The sequence below is a fragment of the Hephaestia caeni genome (assembly GCF_003550065.1).
GTDB classification, from domain to species: Bacteria; Pseudomonadota; Alphaproteobacteria; order Sphingomonadales; family Sphingomonadaceae; genus Sphingomonas; species Sphingomonas caeni_A.
Window position 1 is genome coordinate 94,489 of record NZ_QXDC01000005.1, and the last position, 25,334, is coordinate 119,822.

Consider the following 25,334-nt stretch of genomic DNA (forward strand, 5'->3'; position numbering starts at 1 on the left):
AGGTTCGCATTGCCGCCTGCCGCCTGCCCACGCAACCGCCCGAGCCGCTTGAACCAAATATTAAGCCCGGTGCGGCATCTTCGGCATCGGATGGAGCGGCCTGATCGATGCGGGACGGGATAGAAGGGCACCGGAAATACACCTTCCGTCGGAGGGCGCGGGCGCTCGCCCGCGACACGCGCGGCGCGACGATCATCGAATTCGCGATCGTGGCGCTACCTTTCATCGCGCTGCTGATCGCTATCCTCCAGACCAGCCTCGTGTTTTTTGCTCAGCAAACACTCGAGACGACGTCCGAAGAAACCGCACGCCAGCTCGTCACCGGCGCCGCACAGAAGGCGGGAATGAGCAAAAGCGATTTCAAGGAAGCGGCATGCGAGAATCTGCCATCGTTCATGAGTTGCGACAATCTGATGATCGACGTCCAGACGGTCGATTCATTCGCCGATGCCGACACCAAGGCGCCCGCGCTCCAGTATGACAGCGACGGCAAGGTCGAGAACAACTGGAAATTCGAACCCGGCGGCGCGGGCAGCATCGTCGTCATGCGGACGATGTACTTGTTTCCGGTCATCGGCGGGCCGTTTGGCTTCGATCTTTCCAACAGCGGCGACCGACGGCTGCTGATCGCGACCTCGGTGTTCAAATCGGAACCGTATCTCACATGAGCGCCGCCGCCCTCCGTCCCATGCGGCACTTACTCGCCCGGCTCGTCGCCGAGGTGCGCGCGATCGGCGCGGTCGAGTTCGCGATCACCGCGCCGGTGCTGATCCTGCTGTATCTGGGCGGGTATCAATTGATGGATGCGATCTCCGCCTATCGCAAGGTGACGGTCACCGCGCGAACACTGGCGGACCTGACATCGCAGAACGAATCGATCACCTATGCCGAGGCCACGTCGATCATCAACGGCGCTCGCCAGGTGATGACACCCTATTCGACCGAGGATTCGACACTGATCCTCGCCGAAATCAAGGTCGATGGCGACGGCGCGCCGCATCTGGTGTGGAAATGGCCGAGCGACGCGGTCGTGTCGGTCGACGACGTCGATCTGCCGGAATCGCTCAAGGTGCCCAACACCCACGTCGTTTTCAGCCAGATCGTGTTTCATTACACGCCGGTTGTCGGCGGCTCGCTGCTCGGGTCGATGACGCTCAGCGATCACATCTTCATGAACCCGCGCCGATCCGATTCGGTCTGTCTCAATTCGGGCACGGTCGGCGCGCCCGTCTGTGTCGACGAAGGACAAAGCTCATGATTTCGCGCTTCTCGGCCTTTCTGGCCCGGCTCCGCGCCAGCCAGCGCGGCAACGTGCTGATGCTGTTCGGTTTCGCGATGATCCCGATGGTGTTCGCGACGGGGATGGGCATCGATTATGCCCGCGCCGCGCGGCTGCGCACCAAGCTCAACGCGCTCGCCGACGCTGCCGCACTCTCCGCCGTGACCCAGACGATGATGGAGGAAGAGGACGAGGGCAAGGTCAAGGCGGCCGCGACCGTCATGTTCAAGGCGCAGGCCGACACCCTGGGCGGGATGGTGGGGACGCCCGAATTCCATATCGAACTCTCTCATCCCGACGGCGCCAATTCGCGCACGGCCGACGTCACCTACACCGCGAAGTCGCTCAACTCGTTCGGCGGCGTGCTCAAGATGCACGCGATCACCGTCGCCGGCAGTTCGACCGCATCGGCAGCGCGCCCGCCGGACATGGATTTCTACATCGCTCTCGATACCTCGCCGTCGATGGCGCTGCCGACCACGAGCGCAGGCATCGAACACATGGACGAGAAGATGAACTGCTCGTTCGCGTGTCATTCGAACAAGATTCAGCAATATATCGGCTCTGGTATCGGCAAGCTGCCGAGCCTCATCCTCGACAATGCCAAGTTCTCGATCATCAAGGGCGCTTACCGGAGTAGTGGCAGCGGTTCCAATAAGAAGCAGTATATCGACGACGACAACAGCTACATCTACGTCAATCGCGATGCCACAGATTCCAAGTGCAAAACCAGCTCGAGCAACAAAGACATCTGCGTCTACAACGCCGACGGCACCTATGCGGACAGTTATTGGTACGCGCGCAACCAGAACATCAATCTGCGCGTCACTGACGAACGAACCGCGGTGCAGGATCTGATGACGCTCGCGCAATCCTACGCAGAATCGAACCATCGCGATTATCGGGCCGCGCTCTATACGTTCGATCACAGCACCAATCTGAAGACGATCGCGTCACTGACCTCGAATCTGGCCAATGTGAGCACACTAGCGAACAACGTCGATCTGGTGACGGTCAACGACCAGATGGGTAATGGCCGTCCGCCTGATGGAAGTTCGGGCCAGGAGTATCTGTTCACCAGCTTCAAGAGTATCCTGAAGAAGATGGAGAACGACGTCCTGCCCGCCACATCGGGCAAGGGAACCGACGAACCGGGCGATACGCCGCAAGCGTTCCTGTTCATGGTGACGGACGGGATGAGCGACGAGAATATCGGCAGCGGCCGCACGCGCGACGCGATGCAGCAGCAGCAGATAGACCAATGCAACGCGATCAAGAATCGCGGCATCAAGATCGCGATCCTCTACACCGAATATACCGTCGAATCGATCAAGGATGACGAACCCGGCCAGCGCGCGATCGCAGAGAAAGCGATTCCCAAGATCGCGCCGGCGCTCAACAAATGCGCGTCGCCTAACCTGATGATGACGGTGAAGACCGATGAAAGCATCTCGGACGCGCTTCGCACGCTGTTCACCAAAGCGATCGCCAGCGCACACCTGATCAAATAGCCGTATCTTGGAACGAAAAGGGGCGACCGATGCCGGCCGCCCCTTATTTCCCTTCACCAATCGCGGCGCTCAATCCTTGTAACAGACCCTCTTCGCGGCCTTCACCACCTTGTCGCTGTCGATCAGCATCAGCTTTTCGAGGTTGGCGGCATAGGGCATCGGCACGTCCTCGTTGGTGACGCGCAGGACCGGCGCGTCGAGGTCGTCGAAGCCTTCTTCCATGCAGATCGCGGCGATTTCCGAGGCGATCGAGCAGGTCGGCCAGCCTTCCTCGACCACCACCATGCGGTTGGTCTTGGCGAGGCTCTTGAGCACAGACTGTTTGTCGAGCGGGCGCAGCGTGCGCAGGTCGAGCACCTCGGCGTCGATGCCCTCGCCGGCCAGCTTCTCCGCCGCCTCCAGCGCGATGCCGACGCCGATCGAATAGCTCACCAGCGTCACGTCCTTGCCCGGCTTCATGATCCGCGCCTTGCCGATCGGCAGCACGAAATCGTCGATCTTGGGCACCTCGAAGGTGCGGCCGTACATCAACTCGTTTTCGAGGAACACGACCGGATCCTCACTGCGGATCGCGGCCTTGAGCAGCCCCTTGCAATCCTGCGCGTCATAGGGTGCGATCACGATCAGTCCAGGAACGCTCGCGTACCACGGCCCGTAATTCTGCGAATGCTGCGCGGCCACCCGGCTCGCCGCGCCATTGGGGCCGCGGAAGACCATCGGGCAGCGCATCTGACCACCCGACATATAGTTGGTCTTGGCGGCCGAATTGATGACGTGATCGATCGCCTGCATCGCGAAGTTGAAGGTCATGAACTCGACGATCGGGCGCAAGCCGCCCATCGCCGCGCCCGTGCCGAGCCCGGCAAAGCCGTATTCGGTGATCGGCGTATCGACGACGCGCTTGTCGCCGAACTCCTCGAGCAATCCTTGCGTCACCTTGTACGCGCCCTGATATTGCGCGACCTCCTCGCCCATCACGAAGACGCGGGCGTCGGCGCGCATTTCCTCGGCCATCGCGTCGCGCAGCGCCTCGCGGACGGTCATCTTGACCATCTCGGTGCCTTCGGGAACTTCGGGATCGGGGGTCTCGGCGTCGTGGCTGGCGGCGTCGTACATCTTGCGCGCGCCGGTCTCCACCTTGTGCGGAGTCGGGCTTTCGGACGCCGCGGGGGCGGCCGGTTCTTCCTTGGCAGCAGGCGCATCAGACGCCGCAGCGGCGGGCGCCGACACCGACGCGGCATCCTCGCCCTCTTCGGCGAGCATCGCGATCACCGCGCCCACCTTGACGCCGTCGGTCCCCTCGGGCACCAATATCTTCGCGATCGTGCCTTCGTCGACCGCCTCGAATTCCATCGTCGCCTTGTCGGTCTCGATCTCGGCCATGATGTCGCCGGATTTGACGGCGTCGCCTTCCTTGACGAGCCACTTGGCCAGCGAGCCCTCTTCCATCGTGGGCGACAGCGCCGGCATCTTGATCTCGATCGCCATCTCAGTAAGTCCCCACCAGCACGTCGGTATAGAGTTCGGATGCCTCGGGTTCGGGCGTCTGCTCGGCGAAGTCGGCGGCCTCGTTCACCTCGCGGCGGATTTCCTGTTCGATCTTCTTGATCTCATCCTCGGTGACGCCCGCCCCTTCCAGTTCGCGCTTGGCGTGCTCGATCGGATCGGATTTGTCGCGCACCGCCTGCACCTCGTCGCGGCTGCGATATTTGGCGGGGTCGGACATCGAATGGCCCCTGTATCGATAGGTCTTCATCTCGAGAATGATCGGTCCCTTGCCCGCCCGCACCCAGGCAAGCGCTTCCTCGGCGGCGCCGCGCGCGGCGAGCACATCCATCCCGTCGACCTGGATGCCCGGAATGCGGAAGCTCTCACCGCGCCGGTAGAGTTGATCCTCGGCGCTGCTGCGGTTGACGCTGGTGCCCATCGCATATTGGTTGTTCTCGATCACGAACACCACCGGCAGCTTCCAAAGCTCGGCCATGTTGAAGGCCTCATAGACCTGGCCCTGGTTGGCCGCGCCGTCACCGAAATAGGCAAGGCACACGCCGCCGTCGTCATTGTATTTGTGCGCGAACGCCAGCCCCGTGCCGAGCGGCACCTGCGCGCCGACGATGCCGTGCCCGCCGTAGAATTTGTGATCGACGCTGAACATGTGCATCGATCCGCCCTTGCCCTTCGAAATCCCGGCGGCGCGACCGGTCAGTTCGGCCATCACATCCTTGGGCGGGATTCCGCACAACAGCATATGGCCGTGATCACGATACCCGGTGATCACCGAATCCTTGTCCGAAAGCGCCGATTGCAACCCGACGGCAACCGCTTCCTGCCCGATATACAAATGGCAGAAACCCCCGATCAGGCCGAGCCCATAAAGCTGCCCGGCCTTCTCCTCGAAGCGGCGGATCAGCAGCATGTCCTTGTAGAACTGGAGCAACTGCTCCTTCGACGCCTCGAACCGCTTCGGCTCGTCGGGGCGTTCACGATTGGACTTGGGGGGTTCTGCTTTGCGCTGGCGCGCGGGGGCTTTTGCCACGGGAGAACAACCTCGTTTCCGTAGGGGAGAATGAGTGCGAGCCTATAGGCCGGTTCCGTCGCCGGGCGCAATCACCCGGAACGTCTCGCCGGCCGATCGGCGGGTGTCCCATGAAAACGCGACGCCGCGGCGGTTTGATCCGCCCGGCCCCGATCGTTCAATTCAAGGGCACGATGATCTCATCGGGATGGACGACATTGAGCTTCTTGCGCGCGAGTTCGTCGACCAGATCGGGATTGGCGTGGCGATGGTCGAGCAGGTTGACGCGGTTGCGCAATTCCGCGCGCTGGTGATCGAGCGCTTCGTAGGTCACCTTCTTCGCCGCGAGCTGGTGGCGATACTCGCCATAGGCGAGCACCCCATTGGGGCCGAGCACCGCATAGCCGCCGAAGAACGCCATCACGACGAGCGCGAGCGCCGGCAGCCAGGTCCGCCGCAGCAGTACGGAAAAGGTCGAACGCTTCGCCATCGCACGATTCTGAACCACCGCGACTCGCGGATCAAGCTGTATTTGTGGCGATTCGTCTTATTGGGGGCCGGTGCGGCAACGCAAATCGCTCTTTCGCGATTTCCCAAACAGACTCTAAGCCCGCCGAAGCACATCGCGCCCCGCATAGCGCGCGGCGTCGCCCAGTTCCTCCTCGATGCGGATGAGCTGGTTGTATTTCGCCAGCCGGTCCGATCGCGCGAGGCTGCCGGTCTTGATCTGCCCGCAATTGGTGGCGACTGCGAGATCGGCGATCGTCGCGTCCTCGGTCTCCCCCGAACGGTGCGACATCACCGCGGTATAGGCCGCGCGCTGCGCCATCGAGACGGCCTCCAGCGTCTCGGTGAGCGTGCCGATCTGGTTGACCTTGACGAGCAGCGAGTTGGCGATCCCTTGCTCGATCCCCCGCGCCAGCCGCGTCGGGTTGGTCACGAACAGATCGTCGCCGACCAACTGGCAGCGGTCACCGACCAGGTCGGTCAGCGTCTTCCAGCCGTCCCAATCATCTTCGCCCATGCCGTCCTCGATCGAGAAGATCGGATAGCGATCGACGAGATCGGCGAGATACGCGGCCATCTCGTCCGAGCCGAGCGTCTTGCCCTCGCCCGCGATCACGTACTTGCCGTTCTTGTAGAATTCGGTCGCGGCGCAATCGAGCGCGAGCATCACGTCGTCGCCCGCCTTGTACCCGGCCTTGTCGATGCTCGCCATGATGAAGTCGAGCGCGTCGGTGGTGCTCGCGAGGTTGGGCGCGAAGCCGCCTTCGTCGCCCACCGCGGTCATCAGGCCCTTGTCGGCGAGCTTCTTCTTCAGCGTGTGGAAAATCTCCGATCCGCAGCGCACGGCTTCGGCGATCGACTCCGCGCCCACCGGCACGATCATGAATTCCTGGAAATCGATCGGATTGTCGGCATGTTCGCCGCCGTTGATGATGTTCATCATCGGCACCGGCAGCAGGTGTGCGGAGACACCCCCGACATAGCGGTAGAGCGGCAAGCCGCGCGCGTCGGCGGCCGCCTTCGCCGCCGCCAGGCTGACGCCCAGGATCGCGTTGGCGCCCAGCCGGCCCTTGTTCTCGGTGCCGTCCAATTCGATCATCGCCGCGTCGAGATCGGCCTGATCCTCGGCATCCATCCCCAGCACCGCTTCGGCGATGTCAGCATTGACGGCGTCGACCGCGGCCTGCACGCCCTTGCCGCCCCAGCGGCTCTTGTCGCCGTCGCGCTTCTCGACCGCCTCATGCGCGCCCGTCGACGCGCCCGAAGGTACAGCGGCGCGGCCGAAGCTGCCGTCTTCGAGAAGGATATCGACCTCGACCGTGGGGTTGCCGCGGCTGTCGAGGATCTGGCGGGCATGGATGTCGATGATTGCGGTCACGAAATGATCCTCCTAGATCGGGCGTGAGATATTCGGCGGCGGCGGCGCTCTACCCGCTCACGCCGCGGACGGCAATTCGGCAATGCAACATGGAACGCTCGCGCGGCCGGGTTGTTGATCATGGGAAACGGGAAAGGGCTTTGAACATGGCCGATAACGACACGAAAGCGCCGGGCGCGACGTCTACCGGCAAGACCACGCGAACCAAGGCGAAAACCGCCGCCAAAACGGTGAAGAAGGAAGCCGTCAAGGCGAAGGATAATGCCGCCAAGACGCTCAAGGACAATGCCGGCAAGCTCTCCGAACAGGCGAGCGGCAAGGCACGCGATTACGCCGCGCAGGGCAAGGCCAAGGCATCGGACGTGCTCGAGGAATTCTCGAAACTGATGACCAACGCCGCGGGCTCGGTCGATGAGAGGCTGGGCGCGCAATACGGCGATTACGCCCGCTCGGCCGCGCAGTCGCTCTCGGGTTTCTCGCAGTCGCTCGACGCCAAGGACATCGACCAGTTGCTCGACGAGGCTCGCGATTTCGTGCGCAAGAGCCCCGCGATCGCGATCGGCACCGCGGCAGCGGTGGGCTTCGTGCTCGCGCGGCTCGTCAAGTCCGGGTTCGACACCGACGCGGCCGACGACGCCTGAGCATGGCGGACGGGGGTGAAGACGGCGGGGCGCCGGCTACCGAAGCGCCGCCCGGCGATGAGTCGCTACGCACGCTGTTCCAGCGTCTGATCGCCGACACCAGGGATTTCGTGCGCGCCGAAGTCGCGCGGCGTCGCGCGCAGGTGCTGCGCCGCGCGGTCGAATCGCGCTACGCGGTGATCGTCGCCGCGAGCAGCCTGCTGCTCGCCCAGGCGGCGGTGATCGTGATGATGACCGGGCTGTTGTTCATCCTCGCCGCGCAGGTGGGCTTCGGCTGGGCGACGGTGATCGTGACGATCGGGGGGCTGATCGTCGCCGCCATCATGGCGCGCGTGGCCCTCGCGCTGCTGCGAGGCGCGATCGGAAAGGACGACGACGACTGATGCCCAGCCTCACCCGAACCAAGCTGATGCGTGCCGAGGCGCGGTCCGACGCAGCGCGCGACCGCCTGTTGTGCACGATCGACGAGATCAAGGCCCGGCTACATCCGTCGGCGATCGCGGCGGCGGCGCAGGACGAATTGCGCGCAACCGCCGAAGCGCTGGTGTGCAAGGGCGCCGACGCCGCTCGACGGCGTCCGGCGCGGGTCGTCGGCGCCGTATCACTGGTGCTGGGGCTCGCGCTGGCGGCGCCGTTCACCCGGCGCAAGCGCCGCAGGAAACCCGAGTCCCCCGAACGAGTTTGATCACTTGAAGAGCGCCCCCGCGCCGATGAGGATGTTGCCATGACCGAGCAGACCAACAAGACCAGCCGCGACAAGATCGAGCGCAGCTACGAGCACGCCCGCGACAGCGCGAGCGAGGCGCTGGCCAAAACGCGCGCGAAGGCCGGCAAGGCGGCGCGCAAGGCCGGCGACGAGATCGGTGATTTCCCGATGGCGGTGCTCGCTGGCGGGGCTGCGATCGGCGCCCTGCTCGGCGCGCTGATCCCCGCCAGCCTGCGCGAGCGCGAGGTGCTGGGCAAGACCGGCAAGCGGCTGAACGCGGCAGCGACCGCCGCCGCCCAGGCCGCGCGCGATGCGGGCAAGCAGGAACTCGCGTCGCTTGGCATCAGCAAGGACGCGGCTGGACGCGAGGCCAATCGCCTCATCGAAGGTGTCGTCAAGGCGGCGGGCAACGCCGGCTCGGCGGCCGCCAGGGCCGCGAAGGAAAAGGCCAAGGTCAAGTGATCGAAGCGGGTTCAAATCGGACGCCGGCACGGCTAGGGCGCGCGTAACCCTTCCTCCAAGGACGTTATCCGATGAGCAAGCTCCACCTCGTCTTCGGCGGCCGCGTGACCAACCCGCAGACGCTCGACTTCGACGTATCGACGATCGAGGTCGTCGGCATCTACTCCGATTATGCCGCTGCCGAGAAAGCGTGGCGCGCCGCCGCGCAGCGCACCGTCGACGACGCCGAGATGAAATTCGTCGTGGTCCACCTCCATCGCCTGCTCGAGCCGGAATTACCCAAAGCGAAGGGCTGACATTTCTCCCCACCCTGCAAGGGAGGGATTGAGGGCAGGTTTAGCAAAACCGAGGCTCGATGCCTCGGCTTGGCTCTTTCGCCGCCTTACGCCCCGCGATAGCGCCACAGCAGCAGCGGCCGGGTGAGCGCCAGCCCGACAAGGAATCCGGCGATATGCGCGGCGATCGCGATCTGCGGACCGCCGCCCAGCCCCGCGAGCCCGATCAGCAATTGCACGCCGATCCACGCCGCCGCCAACCAGGCGACGCGCACCAACGTGCCGGGGACAGGGCCGATGTCGCGCACCTTCTGCTCGCTGAACAGTAATGCATAGGCTGCGATGATCGCCGAGATCGCCCCGCTCGCGCCCACCATCGGCACCGGCGACTGCGGCGCCTGCAACCATTGCCCGCCCGCGGACACATAGGCGCCGACGACGTAGAGGATGATCAATCCCCTGGTCCCCAGCCCGCGCTCGACCATCCGCCCGCAATAGACGAACATCACCATGTTGAGCAGCAAATGCGCGTAACCACCGTGGATCAGCGTCGCGGTCAGCGGCGTGATCCACGCGGGAAACGGGTTGAGGCCGGCGCCGGGCGTGATCTCCACGCCCGAGGCGAGCAGCGGGATGAACCCGCCGACCACCGCCGCCATATTCTCGGCCTGCGCGAAACTGATCAGCAGCGAGACGAGAATCGTCGCGGCGGCGATCGCTACCGTCGCGGGCGTGTCCGAGAAGCGGCCGAGCCTCAGATGAATTCGACCTTCGAGACGAGGTAATATTTGTCGCCCGCGGGCACCGTCACCTCGATCTCGTCGTCGACCTGACGGCCGATCAGCGCGCGGCCCAGCGGCGAGTTGTACGAAATCCGACCGCTCTTGGCGTCGGCCTCGGTCTGGCCGACGATCTGGTATTTGACCGGCTTGTCAGCCTCGTCGAGCAACGTCACGGTCGCGCCGAACACGATGCGATCGCCCGAAAGCTCCCTGGGGTCGATCACCTGCGCCCGCGCGAGCCGATCCTCGATATCGGCGATCGCCGCCTCAACCTGGCCCTGACGCTCCTTGGCGGCATGATATTCGGCGTTTTCCGAAAGGTCGCCGTGCGCGCGCGCTTCCTCGATCGCGTCCACGATCTGCGGGCGTTCTTCCTTGAGGCGCTTGAGGTCAGCGGTGAGCTTCGCATGCCCTTCCGCGAGCATCGGCATCTTTTCGACCGTGGCCATATCCTTCGTCCCTCGTCCAAACATCCCCGATCCAAGCGAACCCCGGGGTTCGCCCGCACGTCCTTGGCACTGTCGGGGGGATCAGTTGTGCGACCGCAAATAATAGGATTGCAAAGGGCGTACTTCAAGGTTTCGCGTCGCGAGCGTGACGATCGCCTTCGCCGCTTCGACGCTTGCCGCAGCGGTGGTGAAATAGGGAATCTTCTGCGCGACGCCCGCAACACGGATCGGCTGCGAATCCTTGAGGCTCTGCCACCCCTCGGTCGTGTTGAAGATCAGCGCGATGCCGCCGTCCTTGATCCGGTCGACGATGTGCGGGCGCCCCTGCGCGACCTTGTTCACGCGCTCGACCGAAACCCCGCGCTCGATCAGGTAATCGGCGGTGCCGCCGGTGGCGACGATCGCAAAACCATGATCGGCGAGCATCTTCACCGCGGGCACGATCTGGGGCTTGTCGCTATCCTTGACGCTGACGAACACCGTGCCCTTTTCGGGCAGCACCACGCCCGCGCCGAGCTGCGACTTGCCGAATGCGGCGGTGAAATCGCGATCGATCCCCATCACTTCGCCGGTGGACTTCATCTCGGGCGACAGCACCGGATCGACCCCGGCGAAGCGGCCCCAGGGGAACACCGCCTCCTTCACCGCGACATGATCGATCCGCCAGTCGATCGCGGGCAGGTCGGCGAGCTTTTCGCCCGCCATCACCCGCGCGGCGATCTTGGCCACCGGCACGCCGATCGCCTTGGCGACGAAGGGCACCGTGCGGCTGGCGCGCGGATTGACCTCGATCAGATAGACTTCGCCCGCCTTGACCGCGAACTGGATGTTCATCAGCCCCTTGACCGAAAGCGCGCGCGCCAGCGCGTGCGTCTGCCGCTCGATCTCGGCGATGACCTCGGCCGGCAGGCTGTAGGGCGGGATCGAACACGCGCTGTCGCCCGAATGCACGCCCGCTTCCTCGATATGCTGGAGCACGCCGGCGACGACGACATCGATGCCGTCGGCGATCGCATCGACATCGACCTCGATCGCGTCGCGCAGATATTGATCGATCAGAACCGGCGCATCGCCAGAGACTTGCACCGCGGTCTGGATATATTCCTCGAGCTGCGCGCGGCCGTCGACGATCTCCATCGCACGCCCCCCGAGCACGTAGCTCGGGCGCATCAGCACCGGATAGCCGATCCGCTCGGCGACCGCGATCGCCTCGTCGCGGCTCCGCGCGATGCCGTTGGCGGGCTGCTTGAGCCCCAGCTTGTTCACCAGCGCCGCGAAGCGCTCGCGATCCTCGGCGAGGTCGATGGCGTCGGGAGAGGTGCCGAGGATCGGAATCCCCTCCGCCTCCAGCGCGCGCGCGAGGTTGAGCGGCGTCTGCCCGCCGAACTGCACGATCACGCCCACCAGTTCGCCCGTCGACTGCTCGACGTGGAGGATCTCGAGCACGTCCTCGGCGGTCAGCGGCTCGAAATAGAGCCGATCGGACGTATCATAATCGGTACTCACCGTCTCCGGGTTACAATTGACCATGATCGTCTCGAAGCCCGCATCCTCCAGCGCGAAGCAGGCGTGGCAGCAGCAATAGTCGAACTCGATCCCCTGCCCGATCCGGTTCGGCCCGCCGCCAAGGATGACGATCTTCTTGCGATCTGAAGGTGCCGCCTCGTCCTCCGGCTCGCCGAAGCTCGGCGCCTCGTAGGTCGAATACATATACGGCGTGCGCGCCTCGAATTCGGCCGCGCAGGTATCGATCCGCTTGAACACCGGCCGCACGCCCAGCTTGTGCCGGGCGCTGCGCACCTCGGCCTCGGTGACGCCGCCGGTCATCGCCTTGACCGCCTCGTGGATCAGCCCCGATCCGCGCGCGATCCCGCGCTCGTTGCCCGCGAGATTGGCCGATTTCAGCGCAAGATACGCCAGTCTCTTGTCACTGAAGCCCATCGCTTTCAGCCGCCGCATGCCGCCCGCATCCTGCGGTAACCCGTCGCGGCACACCTCGTCCTCGGCGGCGACGATCTCGGCGATCCGCTCGAGGAACCACGGATCGTATTTGGCGATCGCGTGCACCTCGGCGACGGTGAAGCCTTCGCGCAGCGCCTGCGCCGCCACCAGCAGCCGATCGGGCGTGGGCCGCCCCAGTGCCGCCTCGATCTGCTCGCGCGGCGCGCCGACCAGCGCATCGACCTGGTTGAAGCCCGACAGCCCCGTCTCCAGCCCGCGCAGCGCCTTCTGCAACGATTCGTGGATGTTGCGCCCGATCGCCATCACCTCGCCGACCGACTTCATCGCCGTCGACAGCAACGGCTCGGCGCCCTTGAACTTCTCGAACGCAAAGCGCGGGATTTTGGTGACGACGTAATCGATCGTCGGCTCGAACGACGCCGGGGTCACTCCGGTGATGTCGTTCTCGATCTCGTCGAGCGTATAGCCCACCGCCAGCTTGGCCGCGACCTTGGCGATCGGGAACCCCGTGGCCTTCGACGCCAGCGCCGATGATCGCGACACGCGCGGGTTCATCTCGATCACGACGAGCCGCCCGTCCGCCGGATTGACCGCGAACTGGACGTTGGAACCGCCTGTTTCGACGCCGATCTCGCGCAGGCACGCGATGCTCGCGTTGCGCATGACCTGATATTCCTTGTCGGTCAGCGTCAGCGCCGGGGCGACAGTGATCGAGTCGCCGGTGTGGACCCCCATCGGATCGACATTTTCGATCGAGCAGATGATGATGCAATTATCCGCGCGGTCGCGGACCACCTCCATCTCATATTCCTTCCAGCCGAGCAGCGATTCCTCGATCAGCACCTCGGTGGTCGGCGACGCGTCGAGCCCGCTTTTCACGATCTCCTCGAACTCGGACCGGTTGTACGCGACCCCGCCGCCGGTGCCGCCCAGCGTGAACGACGGCCGGATGATCGCCGGCAGCCCGGTATGATCGAGCGCCGCCAGCGCCTCCTCGACCGTGTGCGCAATCGCCGAGCGCGCGCTTTCGAGGCCGATCTTGCTCATCGCCTCGCGGAACTTGAGCCGATCCTCGGCCTTGTCGATCGCCTCGGCATCGGCGCCGATCATCTGGACGCCGTATTTCTCCAGCGTGCCGTCCTCGAACAGCGCGAGCGCGGTGTTGAGCGCGGTCTGCCCGCCCATCGTCGGCAGGACGGCGTCGGGCCGTTCCTTCTCGATGATCTTGGCGACCACCTCCGGCGTGATCGGCTCAACATAGGTCGCGTCGGCCAGCTCGGGATCGGTCATGATCGTCGCCGGGTTCGAATTGACCAGGACGATGCGATAGCCCTCTTCTTTCAAGGCCTTGATCGCCTGCGTGCCCGAATAATCGAACTCGCACGCCTGCCCGATAATAATCGGCCCCGCGCCAATGACGAGAATGGAGGAAATGTCGGTGCGTTTAGGCATTGTTTACGACGCTCTCATTGCATACATTGATTGCATTGCAATCACGGGAGAAGGGCGATGGGTAGCGTGACCATCCGCAACCTCGACGATGCGGTGAAACGCAACGCGCGACTGGCGGCGGCGGCCAACGGGCGTTCGCTGGAGGCCGAACTGCGCGCCTTGCTCGAACGGGCTTATGCCGATGAGAAGGACGATCATGCCGCGCGTATCAAGGCGATGAGCGGGGCGGAGTTCGTTCGACATCTTATCGCGACGGCGAACGGCGCCGGCGAAGGGGCGTTCGACTTTGAGAAGGCGATCGACGACGACGAGGATATTTTTGGTGCTGATTGACACCAATGTCTGGAGTGAGCTGACCCGCAAGCGTCCAGATGCCGCGGTCGATGCCTGGATGATCCGGAATTTCGACCGTTGTATGTTGTCGACCATCGTTCTCGGTGAAATTCGATACGGGATTGCGCTTGCACAGGGCGCGCGGCAGCGCGATCTACAGGCGTTCCACGACGATGTGCTCGTGCGGCTCGGCAGCCGGATCGTCGATTTCGACGATTCTGCGGCGGCCAGTTGGGGGCAGTTGCGCGCCCGCCTTAGACGAGCCGGCCAACTCTTCGGAGAGCGCGACATGCTCATCGCGGCGCACGCAATGAGTCTGGGCGTGCCGCTTGTAACGCGCAACGTGGCTGAAATGTCCCAATCCGGCGCCGACATCATCAACCCTTGGCAGCCTTGATCGCCTGAGTCCCCGAATAATCGAACGCGCACGCCTGCCCGATAACGATCGGCCCCGCGCCAATGACGAGAATGGAGGAAATGTCGGTGCGTTTGGGCATTATTTTTTATTCTCGAGATATAGACGAACGAAAGGCGGCCGAACGTACGAAGTAAGGCAATTAAAGCTCTTTGTGCTCACTCGGTCCGGATCAAACCGAACTTGAGCGGTCTCATCGACATCAGTCGTGTTCAGATTATCCGTCATGGTCCAAGCAGCGATATTGCAGCGAGCCGCTATCTCACCGGCATATTCTCCAACACTCCGAGCATGAGGCGCGGGGTTATCGACGCCGGTTTCGGGCCAAGTAGCGGGCCCCGTATTCCACCTATATTCAAGCACCATAGTTTGAGGGCTAGCTATGGTTTGCTGCACTATCCAACCTGCGACAAAGATAGCGGTAGAAGTCGCTACGCCTGCAGCGAAAGGCCTAAGCCACGCCCTCATCACCCCAGCATCCCCACGAACCGCTCGAACAGATAGAAGCTGTCCTGCGGGCCCGGGCTGGCCTCGGGGTGATATTGCACCGAAAACGCCTGGCGGTCGGTCAGTTCGAGGCCGGCGTTCGAGCCGTCGAACAGCGAGACGTGGGTCTCGCGCGCGTGGGCGGGCAGGCTCTCGCGCTCGACCGCGAAGCCGTGGTTCATGCTGGTGATCTCGACCACGCCGTCCGACAGCCGCTTGACCGGATGGTTGGCGCCGCGATGCCCCTGGAACATCTTGATCGTCCGCGCGCCCACCGTCAGCCCCAGCAACTGGTGGCCGAGGCAGATGCCGAACAGCGGCAGATTGGCGTCGAGCAACTTGCGGATCACCGGCACCGCATACTCGGCAGTCGCGGCAGGATCGCCGGGGCCGTTCGACAGGAAAATGCCGTCGGGCTTGAGCGCCATGATCGCCTCGAAGCTCGTCGTCGCCGGCACCACCGTAACTTTAGCACCAGCCTTAACAAGATTACGGAAGATGTTGCGCTTGCTGCCATAATCTACCGCAACGACATGCGGGCGGGCGGGCGCGTTGGCCGCACCTTCGCCTGACTTTTCATAACCGAAGCCCAGCCGCCAGACGCCGCCTTCCCAATCGTAATCGGTCGCAGTCGTCACGGTCTTGGCGAGGTCCATCCCCTCCAGCCCAGGCCAGTCGCGTGCCAGCTCGAGCAGCGCATCGAGATCGAACTGCCCGTCGGCCGCGTGCGCGATCACCCCGTTGGGCGCGCCGATCGTGCGCATCCGCCGCGTCAATGCGCGGGTATCGATCCCCGCGAGCCCGATCTGGCCATGCGCCTTCATCCACGCGCCGAGCGGCTCGATGCTGCGGAAATTGGACGGGGCGGTCACATCCTCGCGGACGATCATGCCCAGCGCGTGCGGGCTGTCGGCCTCGACATCCTCGGCATTGGTGCCGACGTTGCCGATATGCGGAAAAGTGAAGGTGACGATCTGCCCGGCATAAGAGGGATCGGTCATCACCTCCTGATAGCCGGTCATCGCGGTGTTGTAGCACACCTCGCCGACCGCCTGTCCCTCGGCGCCGAAGCCCCTGCCCCAGATCAAGGTGCCATCGGCCAGAACCAATACCCCCGTCGCTCCAGTGGGCGCAGGCGTAGGTTTGGCGTCGGCCATGATGGCGGGCACTCCGAAGCTTGAGGTTGGCGATGTCGCTAAGGCCCACCCGCTAAGCGCGTGACGCCCCCGCGTCAATCCTGTTAAAATATCGCCGGTCGGTCTATCCGCCAGCTTTACCCGAGGGACCGGAACATGATTCGCGACGATATCAAGGCTGCGCTGGTGACCGCCATGAAAGGCGGCGACAAAGAGGGCACCGCGGCGCTGCGCCTGATCCAGTCGGCGATCAAGAACCGCGATATCGAGGTACGCACGCAGGCGCCGGTGACCGACGACGACGCGCTCGTCGTCGAGGTGTTGCAGAAGATGGTCAAGCAACGCCGCGAATCGATCGAACTCTACGAAAAGGGCGGCCGCCCCGAACTCGCCGAGGCGGAGGCCCGCGAGGTCGCGGTGATCGAGCGCTTCCTGCCCGCACAGATGGGTGAAGTCGAAACCCGCGCCGCGATCGAGGCGATCAAGGCCGAACTGGGCGCCACGGGCATGAAGGACATGGGCCGCGTCATGGCCGCGCTGAAGGCCCGCCACGCGATGCAACTCGATATGTCGAAGGCGAGCGGCCTGGTAAAAGCGGCGCTGGGCTGAAATGGCCGGGCGGCGCGACCTTCCTCCCCTCCCGCCTGCGGGAGGGCTTGTCATGGACAAAGGCGACCAACGCTCTCCTGCCCTTTCCTGACGCGCCCCGCATTGCGATTTCATCGCGTACGCGGCATACGATTATAATGGCCGCACCATGAGTCTCTCGGCTGCCTTCCTCGACGAGCTTCGAGCCCGTACCCTGCTGTCCGCGCTGGTCGGGAAATCGGTGAAGCTTCAGAAGGCGGGCCGCGAGTTCAAGGGCTGCTGCCCGTTCCACAACGAAAAGACGCCAAGCTTCTACATCAACGACGACAAGGCATTCTACCACTGCTTCGGCTGCGGCGCGCACGGCGATGCGATCCGCTGGATGACCGATCAGCGCGGGCTGCCGTTCATCGATGCGGTCAAGGAGTTGGCGCAGGCCGCCGGCATGGAGATGCCCGCCCCCGATCCGCGCGCGGCCGAACGCGCCGAGCGCGCCAGGGGGCTGCACGAGGCGAGCAGCGATGCCGCCGACTGGTTCGTCCAGCAACTGAACGGCATCGCGGGCGCCGAGGCGCGGAACATCCTCGAACGCCGTGGCATCTCGACCGCGATCGCCAAGGCGTTCGGCCTCGGCTTTGCCCCCGATTCGCGCGGGAAGCTCAAAGCCGCGCTCAAGGAATACGGCGATCCGATGCTCGTCGAAGCCGGCCTGCTGATCGAGGTCGAGGGCAAGGAGCCCTATGATCGTTTCCGCGGCCGCCTGATGATCCCGATCCGCGATCCGCGCGGCCGCGTGATCGCCTTCGGCGGCCGCATCATCGGCGATGGCGAACCCAAATATCTGAACTCCCCCGAAACCCCGCTGTTCGACAAGGGGCGCACGCTCTACAATCTCGATCGCGCGGCACCGGCCAGCCGCAAGACCGGCCGCGTGCTCGTGGTCGAAGGTTATATGGACGTGATCGCACTGGCGCAGGCCGGCATCGAGGAAGCGGTTGCTCCGCTCGGCACCGCGCTTACCGAGGGGCAGCTCGAACGCCTGTGGCGCCTCACCGACGTGCCGATCCTGTGCTTCGACGGTGACACGGCGGGGCAAAAGGCCGCGATCCGTGCCGCCGGGCGCGCGCTGCCGATGCTGGCACCGGGCCGCAGCCTCGCCTTCGTGACGCTGCCGCAGGGGCTCGACCCCGACGATCTCGTCCGTCAGCGCGGCGCCCGCGCCTTCGAGGCGTTGCTCGACGAGGCCGAACCCCTGGTCTCGCGCCTCTGGGCGCACGAGCTGGCCGCCGAAACGCTCGACACACCCGAACAACGCGCGGGGCTTCGCCAGCGCCTCACCGAACGCGCCGATACGATCGTCGATCGCAACGTCCGTCAGGAATATCTGGCCGATTTCCGCCGCCGCTTCGACGAACAATTCGCAGCCCCGCCCCGCCGGTTCGGCGCCAACCGTCCGTTCACGCCCGGTCAGCGCAGGAACGGCCGCTGGGTGCCGCCACCGCTCCCGGTGACGCATCAGGCCAAGGCTGTCCACGCGCAGGGCATCGACCCCATCCTCGCCCGCGCGGTACTGGCCGGGTTGATCCGCCATCCGGCCGAGATCGCGCGGCATGTCGAGGTGCTGGGGTCGCTCAGGCTTGCGGGCGGCGCGCTCGGGCGCCTGTTTGAAGCGGTGGTCGATCTTGCGCTCGAAGATCAGGCGCTTGATAGCGCGAACCTGCTTACCATATTGGCGAAGTCCGGATTTGACTCGGTGGCCGGCGATCTGCTGAGGGCCGACACCCTGCCCTTCTCGTTCACTCGGAAGACGGGCGATGCACTGCGCGCGTCGGCCGATCTGAACGAGGCGATCGCGGTGCTCGCGGCAGGGCCGGAGGTGGATCAGGCGCTTGCCGATGCCACCGCGGCGCTGAAGGCTGAAGGGACCGTGGAAGCCTTTGCGCGACAGAATGCGTTGGTACGGGAGAAAGCAGCGCTCCGCGAGCGTCTTGCAAATCTGGTGCTGGCGGACGAAGACGACGAAACTCTTGATGCTTGAGGGCAATTGATGGCGAAGGCGAATACGGCGGACGCGGCCGAGACGAACGAACCGAGCGACGCGCCGCTGATCGATCTCAACGATGCGTCGATCAAGAAGCTCTTCGCGCGGGCGAAGAAGCGCGGCTATCTGACCTATGACGAATTGAACGAGGCGCTGCCGCAGGATCAGATGTCCTCGGATCAGCTCGAAGACGTCATGTCGGCGATCAACGAGATGGGCATCAACATCGTCGAGAACGAGGAAGCCGGCGAAGACGGCGAGCCCGACAAGAACGATGACGACGAGGTCGAGGCGGTCGACGCCGGCGACGGCACGCCTGCGCCGCCCGAAGCGCCCAAGAAGAAGGAAACCGTCGATCGCACCGACGATCCGGTGCGCATGTACCTGCGCGAGATGGGCGCGGTCGAATTGCTCAGCCGCGAAGGCGAGATCGCGATCGCCAAGCGCATCGAGGCGGGCCGCGACACGATGATCTTCGGGCTGTGCGAATCGCCGATCACCTTCACCGCGATCATCGAATGGTCCAACGCGCTCAACGAGGGCGCGATGCAACTCCGCGAAATCCTCGATCTCGACGCCATGCTTTCCAAGGATCCGGCGCCCGAGAGCCTGTCGGACGACGAGGACGGCGACGACAACGGCGAGATTTCGGAAAAGACCGCCGGCCCCTCCTACAAGGAGGAAGACGATGTCGAGGAGGAATCGTCCGACGACGAAGAGGATTCGATGACCGAGCGGCGCGCCAAGCGCCCCACCGACGACGACGAGGAAGACAATACGCTCAGCCTCGCGCAGATGGAGGAGACGCTCAAGCCGCAGGCGCTCGAGAAGTTCGCCAACATCACCGCGATCTACAAGAAATTCTCCCGGATGGAGGGCGCGCGGCTGGACGCGATGGCGGCCGGCAGCGAGCTGTCGTCATCCGACGAGCGCAAATATCAGAAGCTGCGCGAAGAACTCACCGCCGAGGTCGAGAGCGTCCAGTTCCACAACGCCAAGATCGAATATCTGGTCGACCAGCTCTATTCGTACAACCGGCGGCTGACCGCGCTCGGCGGCCAGATGCTGCGGCTTGCCGAACGCCACAAGGTGCCGCGCAAGGATTTCCTCGATCGCTACATCGGCAACGAACTCGACGAGCATTGGCTCGATTCGGTCGGCAGCCTCGACAAGAAGTGGAAGGCGTTCGTCGAGAACGAAGGGGATTCGGTCGATCGCATCCGCACCGAGATCGCCGAGATCGCGCAGCAGACGGGCATGGCGCTCCCCGAATTCCGCCGCATCGTCAACATGGTGCAAAAGGGCGAACGCGAAGCGCGGATCGCCAAGAAGGAGATGGTCGAGGCCAATCTGCGGCTCGTGATCTCGATCGCCAAGAAATACACCAACCGTGGCCTGCAATTCCTTGATCTCATTCAGGAAGGCAACATCGGCCTGATGAAGGCGGTCGATAAGTTCGAATATCGCCGCGGCTACAAGTTCAGCACCTATGCGACCTGGTGGATTCGTCAGGCGATAACGCGTTCGATCGCCGATCAGGCGCGCACGATCCGCATCCCGGTCCATATGATCGAGACGATCAACAAGCTGGTCCGCACCAGCCGCCAGTTCCTCCACGAGCAGGGCCGCGAGCCCACGCCCGAGGAAATGGCCGAGCGTCTGTCGATGCCGCTCGAAAAGGTCCGCAAGGTGATGAAGATCGCCAAGGAGCCGATCTCCCTCGAAACGCCGATCGGCGACGAGGAGGATTCGCATCTGGGCGATTTCATCGAGGACAAGAACGCGGTGATCCCGGTCGATGCCGCGATCCAGGCCAACCTCAAGGAAACCGTGACGCGGGTGCTCGCCAGCCTCACCCCGCGCGAGGAGCGCGTGCTCAGAATGCGCTTCGGCATCGGCATGAACACCGATCACACGCTCGAGGAGGTCGGCCAGCAATTCTCGGTGACGCGCGAGCGCATCCGTCAGATCGAGGCCAAGGCGCTGCGGAAGCTCAAGCATCCGAGCCGCAGCCGCAAGATGCGCAGCTTCCTCGATCAATAAGGATACGCCCCGGCAGGTTTCGCAAGAACCCTGCCGGGGCAATCGCCCTTTCCCGGGTGGATGGAGCCGGAAACGAGCGCCCTGCACGCGGCCCGCGGGGACGGATGCCGCCTGCATCGTGGTTCGTCGAACCGGGCCTTTCGGATCAGGGCGCTCGATCGGTCGGCCCGGTTCGACGATGACCCGGTTATGGCGCGCGGCCGGTTATGCCGACGATAACCATCTTCTCCGTCCGATCACGCAAAATACGCAGGATCGGGGCCGGATTCGCACCGCTTCCGTCACACAATTAACCGATGACGACGGCGGCCTTACGCTATTGGCGAGCGATCTCGTCCATTCCGGTGCCAATTGGAGCCGCGATTTCCTCATCGAACCGCGAATCACAGCGATCATCACCGCAGAAGCGGAGGTACCTCCGCACGCCCACCGGCATCGCCCGCGCTACGCCTCGATTCGCGCCAAAAACCGGCGCGTCCAGAGGGGTTTATCATGTCGATCGAAACCATGCGCGCGCTGCGCGCCGCAGATCGCGTCTCGGCGTCGCAACTCGTCCGCCGCTTCGGCCATTGGCAGAATGTCGCGAGCGAGCGGCCGGTCTTCGTCCTCCACCACGGCAACCCGCGCTGGGCGCTGATATCGATACCGCTGCTGTCCAACCTCGCCGACGAAGCCGATCATGATGCGGGCGACGCGCGACTGGCGGCGCTCCACGACATCACGCTCGATCATATGCGCAACATGATGATCGTGCTCGATTCGGATCTCGTCATCACCGGCATCAACGCCGCCGCGCGCGCCTATCTGAGCGTCTCCGAGCGCGACGCGATCGGGCGCCCGCTCGATGCGATCATGCCCCAGGCGCGGCGTACGCTGCTCGCCGATGCCGCCGCCCGGGTCCGCGATACCGGGGTCGGCGAGACGTTCGATTTCGAATCGGGGCTGTTCGCGAACCGGCGCTTACAGGCGCGGTTCGCGCCGTTCGATCGCGGGGTCGCGCTGTTCCTCGACGATATGTCGCTGACCGACGATCTCGCCGCCGCGCGCACCAGCGCCGACGGGCTCGCCGCCTTGTGCGAGGCGAGCGGGCGGGTCGCGACGGGCCGCCTCACCGCGCGCGGGCTGATCGAGGGCGCGCCCGACGCGCTGGCGACGCTGGTCGGGGTCGCCAGCGATCAATTGCGCGGGATGCGGCTGACCAGCATCGTCGATGTCGCCGACCGCCCCGCGGTCAACGCCGCGGTCGATTCGGTGTTCGAACAGTCGCGCCGCGCGCGGATCGCGACGACATTGCTGCGCCACGGCGCCGAGCCGGTGCCGGTCACGCTCGCGCTTGCACGGGCAGACACGCCCCAGGGGCTCGTCTCCGCACGCTATATGATCGTCGACGGATCGCCCCCGATGAGCGCCGAAGCGACAGGATGAACGGCGCGCTAACCCTGTCTTTACGCGCTTCGGTATAGAACTCGGGCCGAAGACGTGTGGACGCCTGCCGATCGCAGGTGGCAGGCACGGCTTCAGGGAAGGATTCGATGACGGTGGAGACCGCCCAGTTCGCAAGTTCCAGCGCCCCGTGGCGGGCCGTGCCCGCGCTCGTCGCGGCCGACGGCACCGCCGCGCATCCCGCGTATCGCGCGCTGCTGACGCCCACCGCCCCGTTGCGCGACGTGATCGACGCGGTCCATGCGATCTGCCTGCTCCACGGGCGCCATCCCGGCGTCGTCGATTTCGCGCACGCCCACGATGCCGGCCATTCGACCGAAGCCTGGCTCGCCGAGGCGGCGCAGGCCTTCGTCACCGAGCGCGCCTATCTGGTCCGCCTCGTCGCCGCCGCGGGGCCGCTGCCCTCGACCCCCGGCCAGGCCGAATCGGAAGCCGCGATCGTGGCGCAGGCGCATGCCCTCGATACGCTCGCACAATCGGACCGCACCGGCTGCGCGATCGGCGCGGCGGTCGCGCTCGTGCTCGATTGGGCGGCGATCCGCGACCTGCTCGATCTCGCCGCCACACGCTTCGGGATCGACATCGCGTCCGGCACGCTCCCGATTGCGGCCGATACCACCACGTTGCTGGCGACGGCGTTCACCTCACCGGCGGTCGAACGCGCGATCCTGTTCGGCACCGAACAGGTGCTGGCGCAGCATCGCGGTTTGTGGGGCCTACTCGAATCGCGCGCCGCCGCCCGCGACCGCGCCTGATCCGCGCCCGCTTGCGCGGCCCCCGGCCCAGCTTCTATGGCCGTACCCGATAGTCGAAACGATCGGGACCGCGATATGCAGCGCTTCGAAGGCACCAGCAATTACGTCGCGACCGACGACCTCAAGGTCGCGGTCAACGCCGCCGTCACGCTGCGCCGCCCGCTGCTCGTCAAGGGCGAGCCCGGCACCGGCAAGACCGTGCTCGCGCATGAGATCGCGCAGGCCGTCGGCGCGCCGCTGATCGAATGGAACATCAAATCCACCACCAAGGCGCAGCAGGGGCTTTACGAATATGATGCGGTCGCCCGGCTACGCGACGGCCAGCTCGGCGACGAGCGTGTCCACGACATCGCGAACTACATCCGCAAGGGCAAATTGTGGGAGGCGTTCACTGCCCCCACCCCGCCCGTGCTGCTGATCGACGAGATCGACAAGGCCGATATCGAGTTTCCCAACGATCTCCTTCAGGAACTCGATCGGATGGAATTCCACGTCTACGAAACTCGTGAGACGATCCGCGCCGCCGAACGCCCGATCGTCGTCATCACCTCGAACAACGAGAAGGAACTGCCCGACGCGTTCCTGCGCCGCTGCTTCTTCCATTACATCGCCTTCCCGAACCGCGAGACGATGCAGGCGATCATTGACGTCCATTTCCCCGGCATCCAGAAGCTGCTCGTCGGCAAGGCGCTCGACATCTTCTACGATGTCCGCGATGTCCCCGGGCTCAAGAAGAAGCCCTCGACCAGCGAATTGCTCGATTGGCTCAAGCTGCTCCTCCACGAGGATATGCCGCTCGAGGTGTTGCAGGATCGCGACCCCACCAAGGCGATCCCGCCGCTTCACGGCGCGCTGCTCAAGAACGAGGCCGACGTGATGCTGTTCGAACGCCTCGCGTTCATGTCGCGGCGGCAGGGCGGGCGTTAGAGCGGCGGGCGTTAAACCTGAACCGTGCGCCCTGAGCTTGTCGAAGCCTGTCCTGAGCGCCTGCCTTGGCAGGCAGTCGAAGGGGGCCGTTCTTTTTCCGACGTCGCAACAAGAACGGTGCTTCGACAAGCTCAGCACGAACGGGATTACGCAACCCGCTCGAGGTGGATCAAGCATCGCCGCATCGTGCCGGTGCCGCCTCACAAAAAACCATTAACTTTTCGTTAACTATTTCCGCTCACCATTTTCCCATGTGGTTGAGTCAGTGTGTGTTCGTATGCGTATCCCCCCGATTCGCCTTCCTGTGCTGATCGCGCTCGCGATGGCGATTCCGACCCGTCCGGTCGGCGCCAGCTCGCTGCTCGATTATGTCGGCCAGTGCGTGCCGTTCGCGCGCGCGGCCTCGGGCATCCAGATCTATGGCGACGCCTGGACATGGTGGGGCCAGGCCGAGGACCGCTATCAGCGCGGCCACACGCCCCGCATCGGCTCGGTGATCGTGTTCGCCAGATCGCCCAAGCTCCGCCTCGGCCACGTCGCGGTGATCAGCCGGATCGTCGACTCCCGCGTCGCGATGGTGACGCACGCCAACTGGTCGCGCATCGACGGCGAGCGCGGCCATGCCGAACAGGACGTGACGCTCTACGATGTCTCGCCGGGCAACGACTGGAGCCAGGTCCGAGTCTGGTATCGCGACATGGACGGCCTCGGCGGCTCGACCTATCCGGTGTCGGGATTCATCTATCCCGCGCCCGCCGGCGATGCGCCGGCAACCGTCCACAAGGCCCGCGCCGCCGCCGAGCTTACCGGCCGCGACCCCGATTTCGTCGCCGCGCTGATCGACGCCTACGCGCGCAACTGACCGCAATCCGCTGGGCTGGTCGAAGTGCTGTCCGCCTCCACGGACAGCAACCCCGGCAGGCAGTGCTTCGACGAGCCCAGCACCACAGGTCCTCGCAAACCCCTTGGCACCGCCCCGCGCGCTGTGGCACCCGCACCTCGGCTATCGGGGAGGCGGACATGCGGATTTGGGGCACGACACCTGGCGACCAGGATCGCAACGGTCCTGGCAGCATCCCCCTTCCGTCACCCCGGACTTGTTCCGGGGTCCAACGCGCCACGAACAGTAAGGGCGCGGCTCCTGCCCCGCGATCGCCGCCGGGACAGGGCCGGCATAACGGAAATGGCGATCGAAGGGCGCCCCTCACGTCGCTCGTCGCCCGCGCTGGCCGCTTCCTCCCCCTCCTC

The 25,334-nt window shown here is 64.8% G+C and carries 25 protein-coding genes and 1 pseudogene; 17 read left to right on the plus strand and 9 right to left on the minus strand.

Annotated elements, in window-relative coordinates; all coding sequences use genetic code 11:
• Positions 1-107 precede the first annotated feature (107 nt).
• From DFR49_RS19505 to DFR49_RS19515, 3 genes are read left to right on the plus strand one after another with little or no spacing between them, the layout of a single operon-like run.
• Positions 108-668: a TadE/TadG family type IV pilus assembly protein gene (locus DFR49_RS19505; protein ID WP_119037396.1), complete on the plus strand. Its 561-nt coding sequence runs from the start codon at positions 108-110 to the stop codon at positions 666-668.
• On the plus strand, positions 665-1,258 hold the full coding sequence (locus DFR49_RS19510; protein ID WP_119037530.1) for a TadE/TadG family type IV pilus assembly protein: 594 nt from the start codon (positions 665-667) through the stop codon (positions 1,256-1,258). Before DFR49_RS19505 ends, DFR49_RS19510 begins: the two co-directional genes overlap by 4 nt.
• Positions 1,255-2,790 (plus strand): TadE/TadG family type IV pilus assembly protein, encoded by a 1,536-nt coding sequence (locus DFR49_RS19515; protein ID WP_170151069.1) that lies wholly within the window; start codon positions 1,255-1,257, stop codon positions 2,788-2,790. Before DFR49_RS19510 ends, DFR49_RS19515 begins: the two co-directional genes overlap by 4 nt.
• 69 nt (positions 2,791-2,859) lie before the next feature.
• Here DFR49_RS19515 and DFR49_RS19520 read toward each other — a convergent pair whose 3' ends face one another.
• The 4 genes from DFR49_RS19520 to eno form a co-directional block, all read right to left on the minus strand.
• Entirely contained in the window at positions 2,860-4,278 is a 1,419-nt protein-coding gene (locus DFR49_RS19520; protein WP_119037398.1) for a pyruvate dehydrogenase complex E1 component subunit beta, read from the minus strand.
• Position 4,279: 1 nt separating this feature from the next.
• Positions 4,280-5,326, minus strand: coding sequence for a pyruvate dehydrogenase (acetyl-transferring) E1 component subunit alpha (gene pdhA, locus DFR49_RS19525; protein ID WP_119037399.1), 1,047 nt, complete (start codon positions 5,324-5,326; stop codon positions 4,280-4,282).
• 157 nt (positions 5,327-5,483) lie between these two features.
• Entirely contained in the window at positions 5,484-5,795 is a 312-nt protein-coding gene (locus tag DFR49_RS19530) for an FtsB family cell division protein (protein WP_245968658.1), read from the minus strand.
• A gap of 114 nt (positions 5,796-5,909) precedes the next feature.
• On the minus strand, positions 5,910-7,190 hold the full coding sequence (eno, locus tag DFR49_RS19535; protein WP_119037400.1) for a phosphopyruvate hydratase: 1,281 nt from the start codon (positions 7,188-7,190) through the stop codon (positions 5,910-5,912).
• A 146-nt stretch (positions 7,191-7,336) separates the two neighbouring features.
• Here eno and DFR49_RS19540 point away from each other — a divergent pair, with 146 nt between their 5' ends.
• The 5 genes from DFR49_RS19540 to DFR49_RS19560 all read left to right on the plus strand — a co-directional run bounded on the left by DFR49_RS19540 (position 7,337) and on the right by DFR49_RS19560 (position 9,295).
• Entirely contained in the window at positions 7,337-7,831 is a 495-nt protein-coding gene (locus DFR49_RS19540; RefSeq protein ID WP_119037401.1) for a hypothetical protein, read from the plus strand.
• 2 nt (positions 7,832-7,833) lie between these two features.
• Positions 7,834-8,214, plus strand: coding sequence for a phage holin family protein (locus DFR49_RS19545; protein ID WP_119037402.1), 381 nt, complete (start codon positions 7,834-7,836; stop codon positions 8,212-8,214).
• On the plus strand, positions 8,214-8,516 hold the full coding sequence (locus DFR49_RS19550) for a DUF3618 domain-containing protein (protein ID WP_119037403.1): 303 nt from the start codon (positions 8,214-8,216) through the stop codon (positions 8,514-8,516). Before DFR49_RS19545 ends, DFR49_RS19550 begins: the two co-directional genes overlap by 1 nt.
• A 39-nt stretch (positions 8,517-8,555) precedes the next feature.
• A complete protein-coding gene (locus DFR49_RS19555) occupies positions 8,556-8,999 on the plus strand; it encodes a hypothetical protein (RefSeq protein ID WP_119037404.1) in 444 nt (147 codons plus the stop codon).
• 71 nt (positions 9,000-9,070) lie between these two features.
• A complete protein-coding gene (locus tag DFR49_RS19560) occupies positions 9,071-9,295 on the plus strand; it encodes a DUF4170 domain-containing protein (protein ID WP_119037405.1) in 225 nt (74 codons plus the stop codon).
• Positions 9,296-9,381: 86 nt separating this feature from the next.
• On the opposite strand, the gene DFR49_RS19565 is transcribed toward DFR49_RS19560, so the two are convergent.
• The 3 genes from DFR49_RS19565 to carB all read right to left on the minus strand — a co-directional run bounded on the left by DFR49_RS19565 (position 9,382) and on the right by carB (position 13,919).
• Positions 9,382-9,933, minus strand: a complete 552-nt coding sequence (locus DFR49_RS19565; protein WP_245968659.1) for a rhomboid family intramembrane serine protease — start codon at positions 9,931-9,933, stop codon at positions 9,382-9,384.
• A gap of 95 nt (positions 9,934-10,028) precedes the next feature.
• Entirely contained in the window at positions 10,029-10,505 is a 477-nt protein-coding gene (greA, locus tag DFR49_RS19570) for a transcription elongation factor GreA (RefSeq protein WP_119037407.1), read from the minus strand.
• A gap of 81 nt (positions 10,506-10,586) precedes the next feature.
• Positions 10,587-13,919: a carbamoyl-phosphate synthase large subunit gene (gene carB, locus DFR49_RS19575; RefSeq protein WP_119037408.1), complete on the minus strand. Its 3,333-nt coding sequence runs from the start codon at positions 13,917-13,919 to the stop codon at positions 10,587-10,589.
• Positions 13,920-13,976: 57 nt separating this feature from the next.
• Between carB and DFR49_RS19580 the strand changes: the two genes are divergently transcribed.
• Together DFR49_RS19580 and DFR49_RS19585 are read left to right on the plus strand one after the other, a co-directional pair.
• Positions 13,977-14,252, plus strand: a complete 276-nt coding sequence (locus DFR49_RS19580) for a FitA-like ribbon-helix-helix domain-containing protein (protein ID WP_119037409.1) — start codon at positions 13,977-13,979, stop codon at positions 14,250-14,252.
• Entirely contained in the window at positions 14,242-14,649 is a 408-nt protein-coding gene (locus DFR49_RS19585; RefSeq protein ID WP_170151070.1) for a PIN domain-containing protein, read from the plus strand. Before DFR49_RS19580 ends, DFR49_RS19585 begins: the two co-directional genes overlap by 11 nt.
• Here DFR49_RS19585 and DFR49_RS22615 read toward each other — a convergent pair.
• Positions 14,636-14,749, minus strand: a pseudogene (locus DFR49_RS22615) (carbamoyl phosphate synthase preATP-grasp domain-containing protein); the annotation flags it as partial. The gene DFR49_RS19585 and the pseudogene DFR49_RS22615 overlap by 14 nt on opposite strands.
• A gap of 385 nt (positions 14,750-15,134) precedes the next feature.
• The gene (gene carA, locus DFR49_RS19590; protein WP_119037411.1) at positions 15,135-16,310 is read right to left on the minus strand and encodes a glutamine-hydrolyzing carbamoyl-phosphate synthase small subunit; all 1,176 of its coding nucleotides are present in this window, start codon (positions 16,308-16,310) and stop codon (positions 15,135-15,137) included.
• A gap of 135 nt (positions 16,311-16,445) precedes the next feature.
• On the opposite strand from carA, the gene DFR49_RS19595 reads away from it, so the two are divergent.
• The 7 genes from DFR49_RS19595 to DFR49_RS19625 all read left to right on the plus strand — a co-directional run bounded on the left by DFR49_RS19595 (position 16,446) and on the right by DFR49_RS19625 (position 24,948).
• Positions 16,446-16,898, plus strand: coding sequence for a GatB/YqeY domain-containing protein (locus DFR49_RS19595; RefSeq protein WP_119037412.1), 453 nt, complete (start codon positions 16,446-16,448; stop codon positions 16,896-16,898).
• A 148-nt stretch (positions 16,899-17,046) separates the two neighbouring features.
• A complete protein-coding gene (gene dnaG / locus DFR49_RS19600; protein ID WP_119037413.1) occupies positions 17,047-18,915 on the plus strand; it encodes a DNA primase in 1,869 nt (622 codons plus the stop codon).
• Positions 18,916-18,924: 9 nt separating this feature from the next.
• Positions 18,925-20,961 (plus strand): RNA polymerase sigma factor RpoD, encoded by a 2,037-nt coding sequence (gene rpoD, locus DFR49_RS19605; protein ID WP_119037414.1) that lies wholly within the window; start codon positions 18,925-18,927, stop codon positions 20,959-20,961.
• Between the two features lie 492 nt (positions 20,962-21,453).
• Complete coding sequence (locus DFR49_RS19610; RefSeq protein ID WP_119037415.1) at positions 21,454-22,386, plus strand: PAS domain-containing protein; 933 nt, start codon at positions 21,454-21,456, stop codon at positions 22,384-22,386.
• Positions 22,387-22,493: 107 nt separating this feature from the next.
• Complete coding sequence (locus tag DFR49_RS19615; RefSeq protein WP_119037416.1) at positions 22,494-23,159, plus strand: DUF6975 family protein; 666 nt, start codon at positions 22,494-22,496, stop codon at positions 23,157-23,159.
• Positions 23,160-23,234: 75 nt separating this feature from the next.
• Entirely contained in the window at positions 23,235-24,086 is an 852-nt protein-coding gene (locus DFR49_RS19620; protein ID WP_119037417.1) for an AAA family ATPase, read from the plus strand.
• Between the two features lie 322 nt (positions 24,087-24,408).
• Positions 24,409-24,948 carry a CHAP domain-containing protein gene (locus tag DFR49_RS19625; RefSeq protein WP_245968660.1) on the plus strand — a complete coding sequence of 180 codons (540 nt, stop codon included), beginning with the start codon at positions 24,409-24,411 and terminating at the stop codon, positions 24,946-24,948.
• Positions 24,949-25,334 lie beyond the last annotated feature (386 nt).

Bases quoted from the DNA above. Each gene is read 5' to 3' on its own strand.
- DFR49_RS19505 (WP_119037396.1), top strand. From the start codon at position 108: ATGCGGGACGGGATAGAAGGGCACCGGAAATACACCTTCCGTCGGAGG.
- DFR49_RS19510 (WP_119037530.1), top strand. From the start codon at position 665: ATGAGCGCCGCCGCCCTCCGTCCCATGCGGCACTTACTCGCCCGGCTC.
- DFR49_RS19515 (WP_170151069.1), top strand. From the start codon at position 1,255: ATGATTTCGCGCTTCTCGGCCTTTCTGGCCCGGCTCCGCGCCAGCCAG.
- DFR49_RS19520 (WP_119037398.1), bottom strand. From the start codon at position 4,278: ATGGCGATCGAGATCAAGATGCCGGCGCTGTCGCCCACGATGGAAGAG.
- DFR49_RS19530 (WP_245968658.1), bottom strand. From the start codon at position 5,795: ATGGCGAAGCGTTCGACCTTTTCCGTACTGCTGCGGCGGACCTGGCTG.
- DFR49_RS19540 (WP_119037401.1), top strand. From the start codon at position 7,337: ATGGCCGATAACGACACGAAAGCGCCGGGCGCGACGTCTACCGGCAAG.
- DFR49_RS19545 (WP_119037402.1), top strand. From the start codon at position 7,834: ATGGCGGACGGGGGTGAAGACGGCGGGGCGCCGGCTACCGAAGCGCCG.
- DFR49_RS19550 (WP_119037403.1), top strand. From the start codon at position 8,214: ATGCCCAGCCTCACCCGAACCAAGCTGATGCGTGCCGAGGCGCGGTCC.
- DFR49_RS19555 (WP_119037404.1), top strand. From the start codon at position 8,556: ATGACCGAGCAGACCAACAAGACCAGCCGCGACAAGATCGAGCGCAGC.
- DFR49_RS19560 (WP_119037405.1), top strand. From the start codon at position 9,071: ATGAGCAAGCTCCACCTCGTCTTCGGCGGCCGCGTGACCAACCCGCAG.
- DFR49_RS19565 (WP_245968659.1), bottom strand. From the start codon at position 9,933: ATGGCGGCGGTGGTCGGCGGGTTCATCCCGCTGCTCGCCTCGGGCGTG.
- greA (WP_119037407.1), bottom strand. From the start codon at position 10,505: ATGGCCACGGTCGAAAAGATGCCGATGCTCGCGGAAGGGCATGCGAAG.
- carB (WP_119037408.1), bottom strand. From the start codon at position 13,919: ATGCCTAAACGCACCGACATTTCCTCCATTCTCGTCATTGGCGCGGGG.
- DFR49_RS19580 (WP_119037409.1), top strand. From the start codon at position 13,977: ATGGGTAGCGTGACCATCCGCAACCTCGACGATGCGGTGAAACGCAAC.
- carA (WP_119037411.1), bottom strand. From the start codon at position 16,310: ATGGCCGACGCCAAACCTACGCCTGCGCCCACTGGAGCGACGGGGGTA.
- DFR49_RS19595 (WP_119037412.1), top strand. From the start codon at position 16,446: ATGATTCGCGACGATATCAAGGCTGCGCTGGTGACCGCCATGAAAGGC.
- dnaG (WP_119037413.1), top strand. From the start codon at position 17,047: ATGAGTCTCTCGGCTGCCTTCCTCGACGAGCTTCGAGCCCGTACCCTG.
- rpoD (WP_119037414.1), top strand. From the start codon at position 18,925: ATGGCGAAGGCGAATACGGCGGACGCGGCCGAGACGAACGAACCGAGC.
- DFR49_RS19610 (WP_119037415.1), top strand. From the start codon at position 21,454: ATGTCGATCGAAACCATGCGCGCGCTGCGCGCCGCAGATCGCGTCTCG.
- DFR49_RS19615 (WP_119037416.1), top strand. From the start codon at position 22,494: ATGACGGTGGAGACCGCCCAGTTCGCAAGTTCCAGCGCCCCGTGGCGG.
- DFR49_RS19620 (WP_119037417.1), top strand. From the start codon at position 23,235: ATGCAGCGCTTCGAAGGCACCAGCAATTACGTCGCGACCGACGACCTC.
- DFR49_RS19625 (WP_245968660.1), top strand. From the start codon at position 24,409: ATGGCGATTCCGACCCGTCCGGTCGGCGCCAGCTCGCTGCTCGATTAT.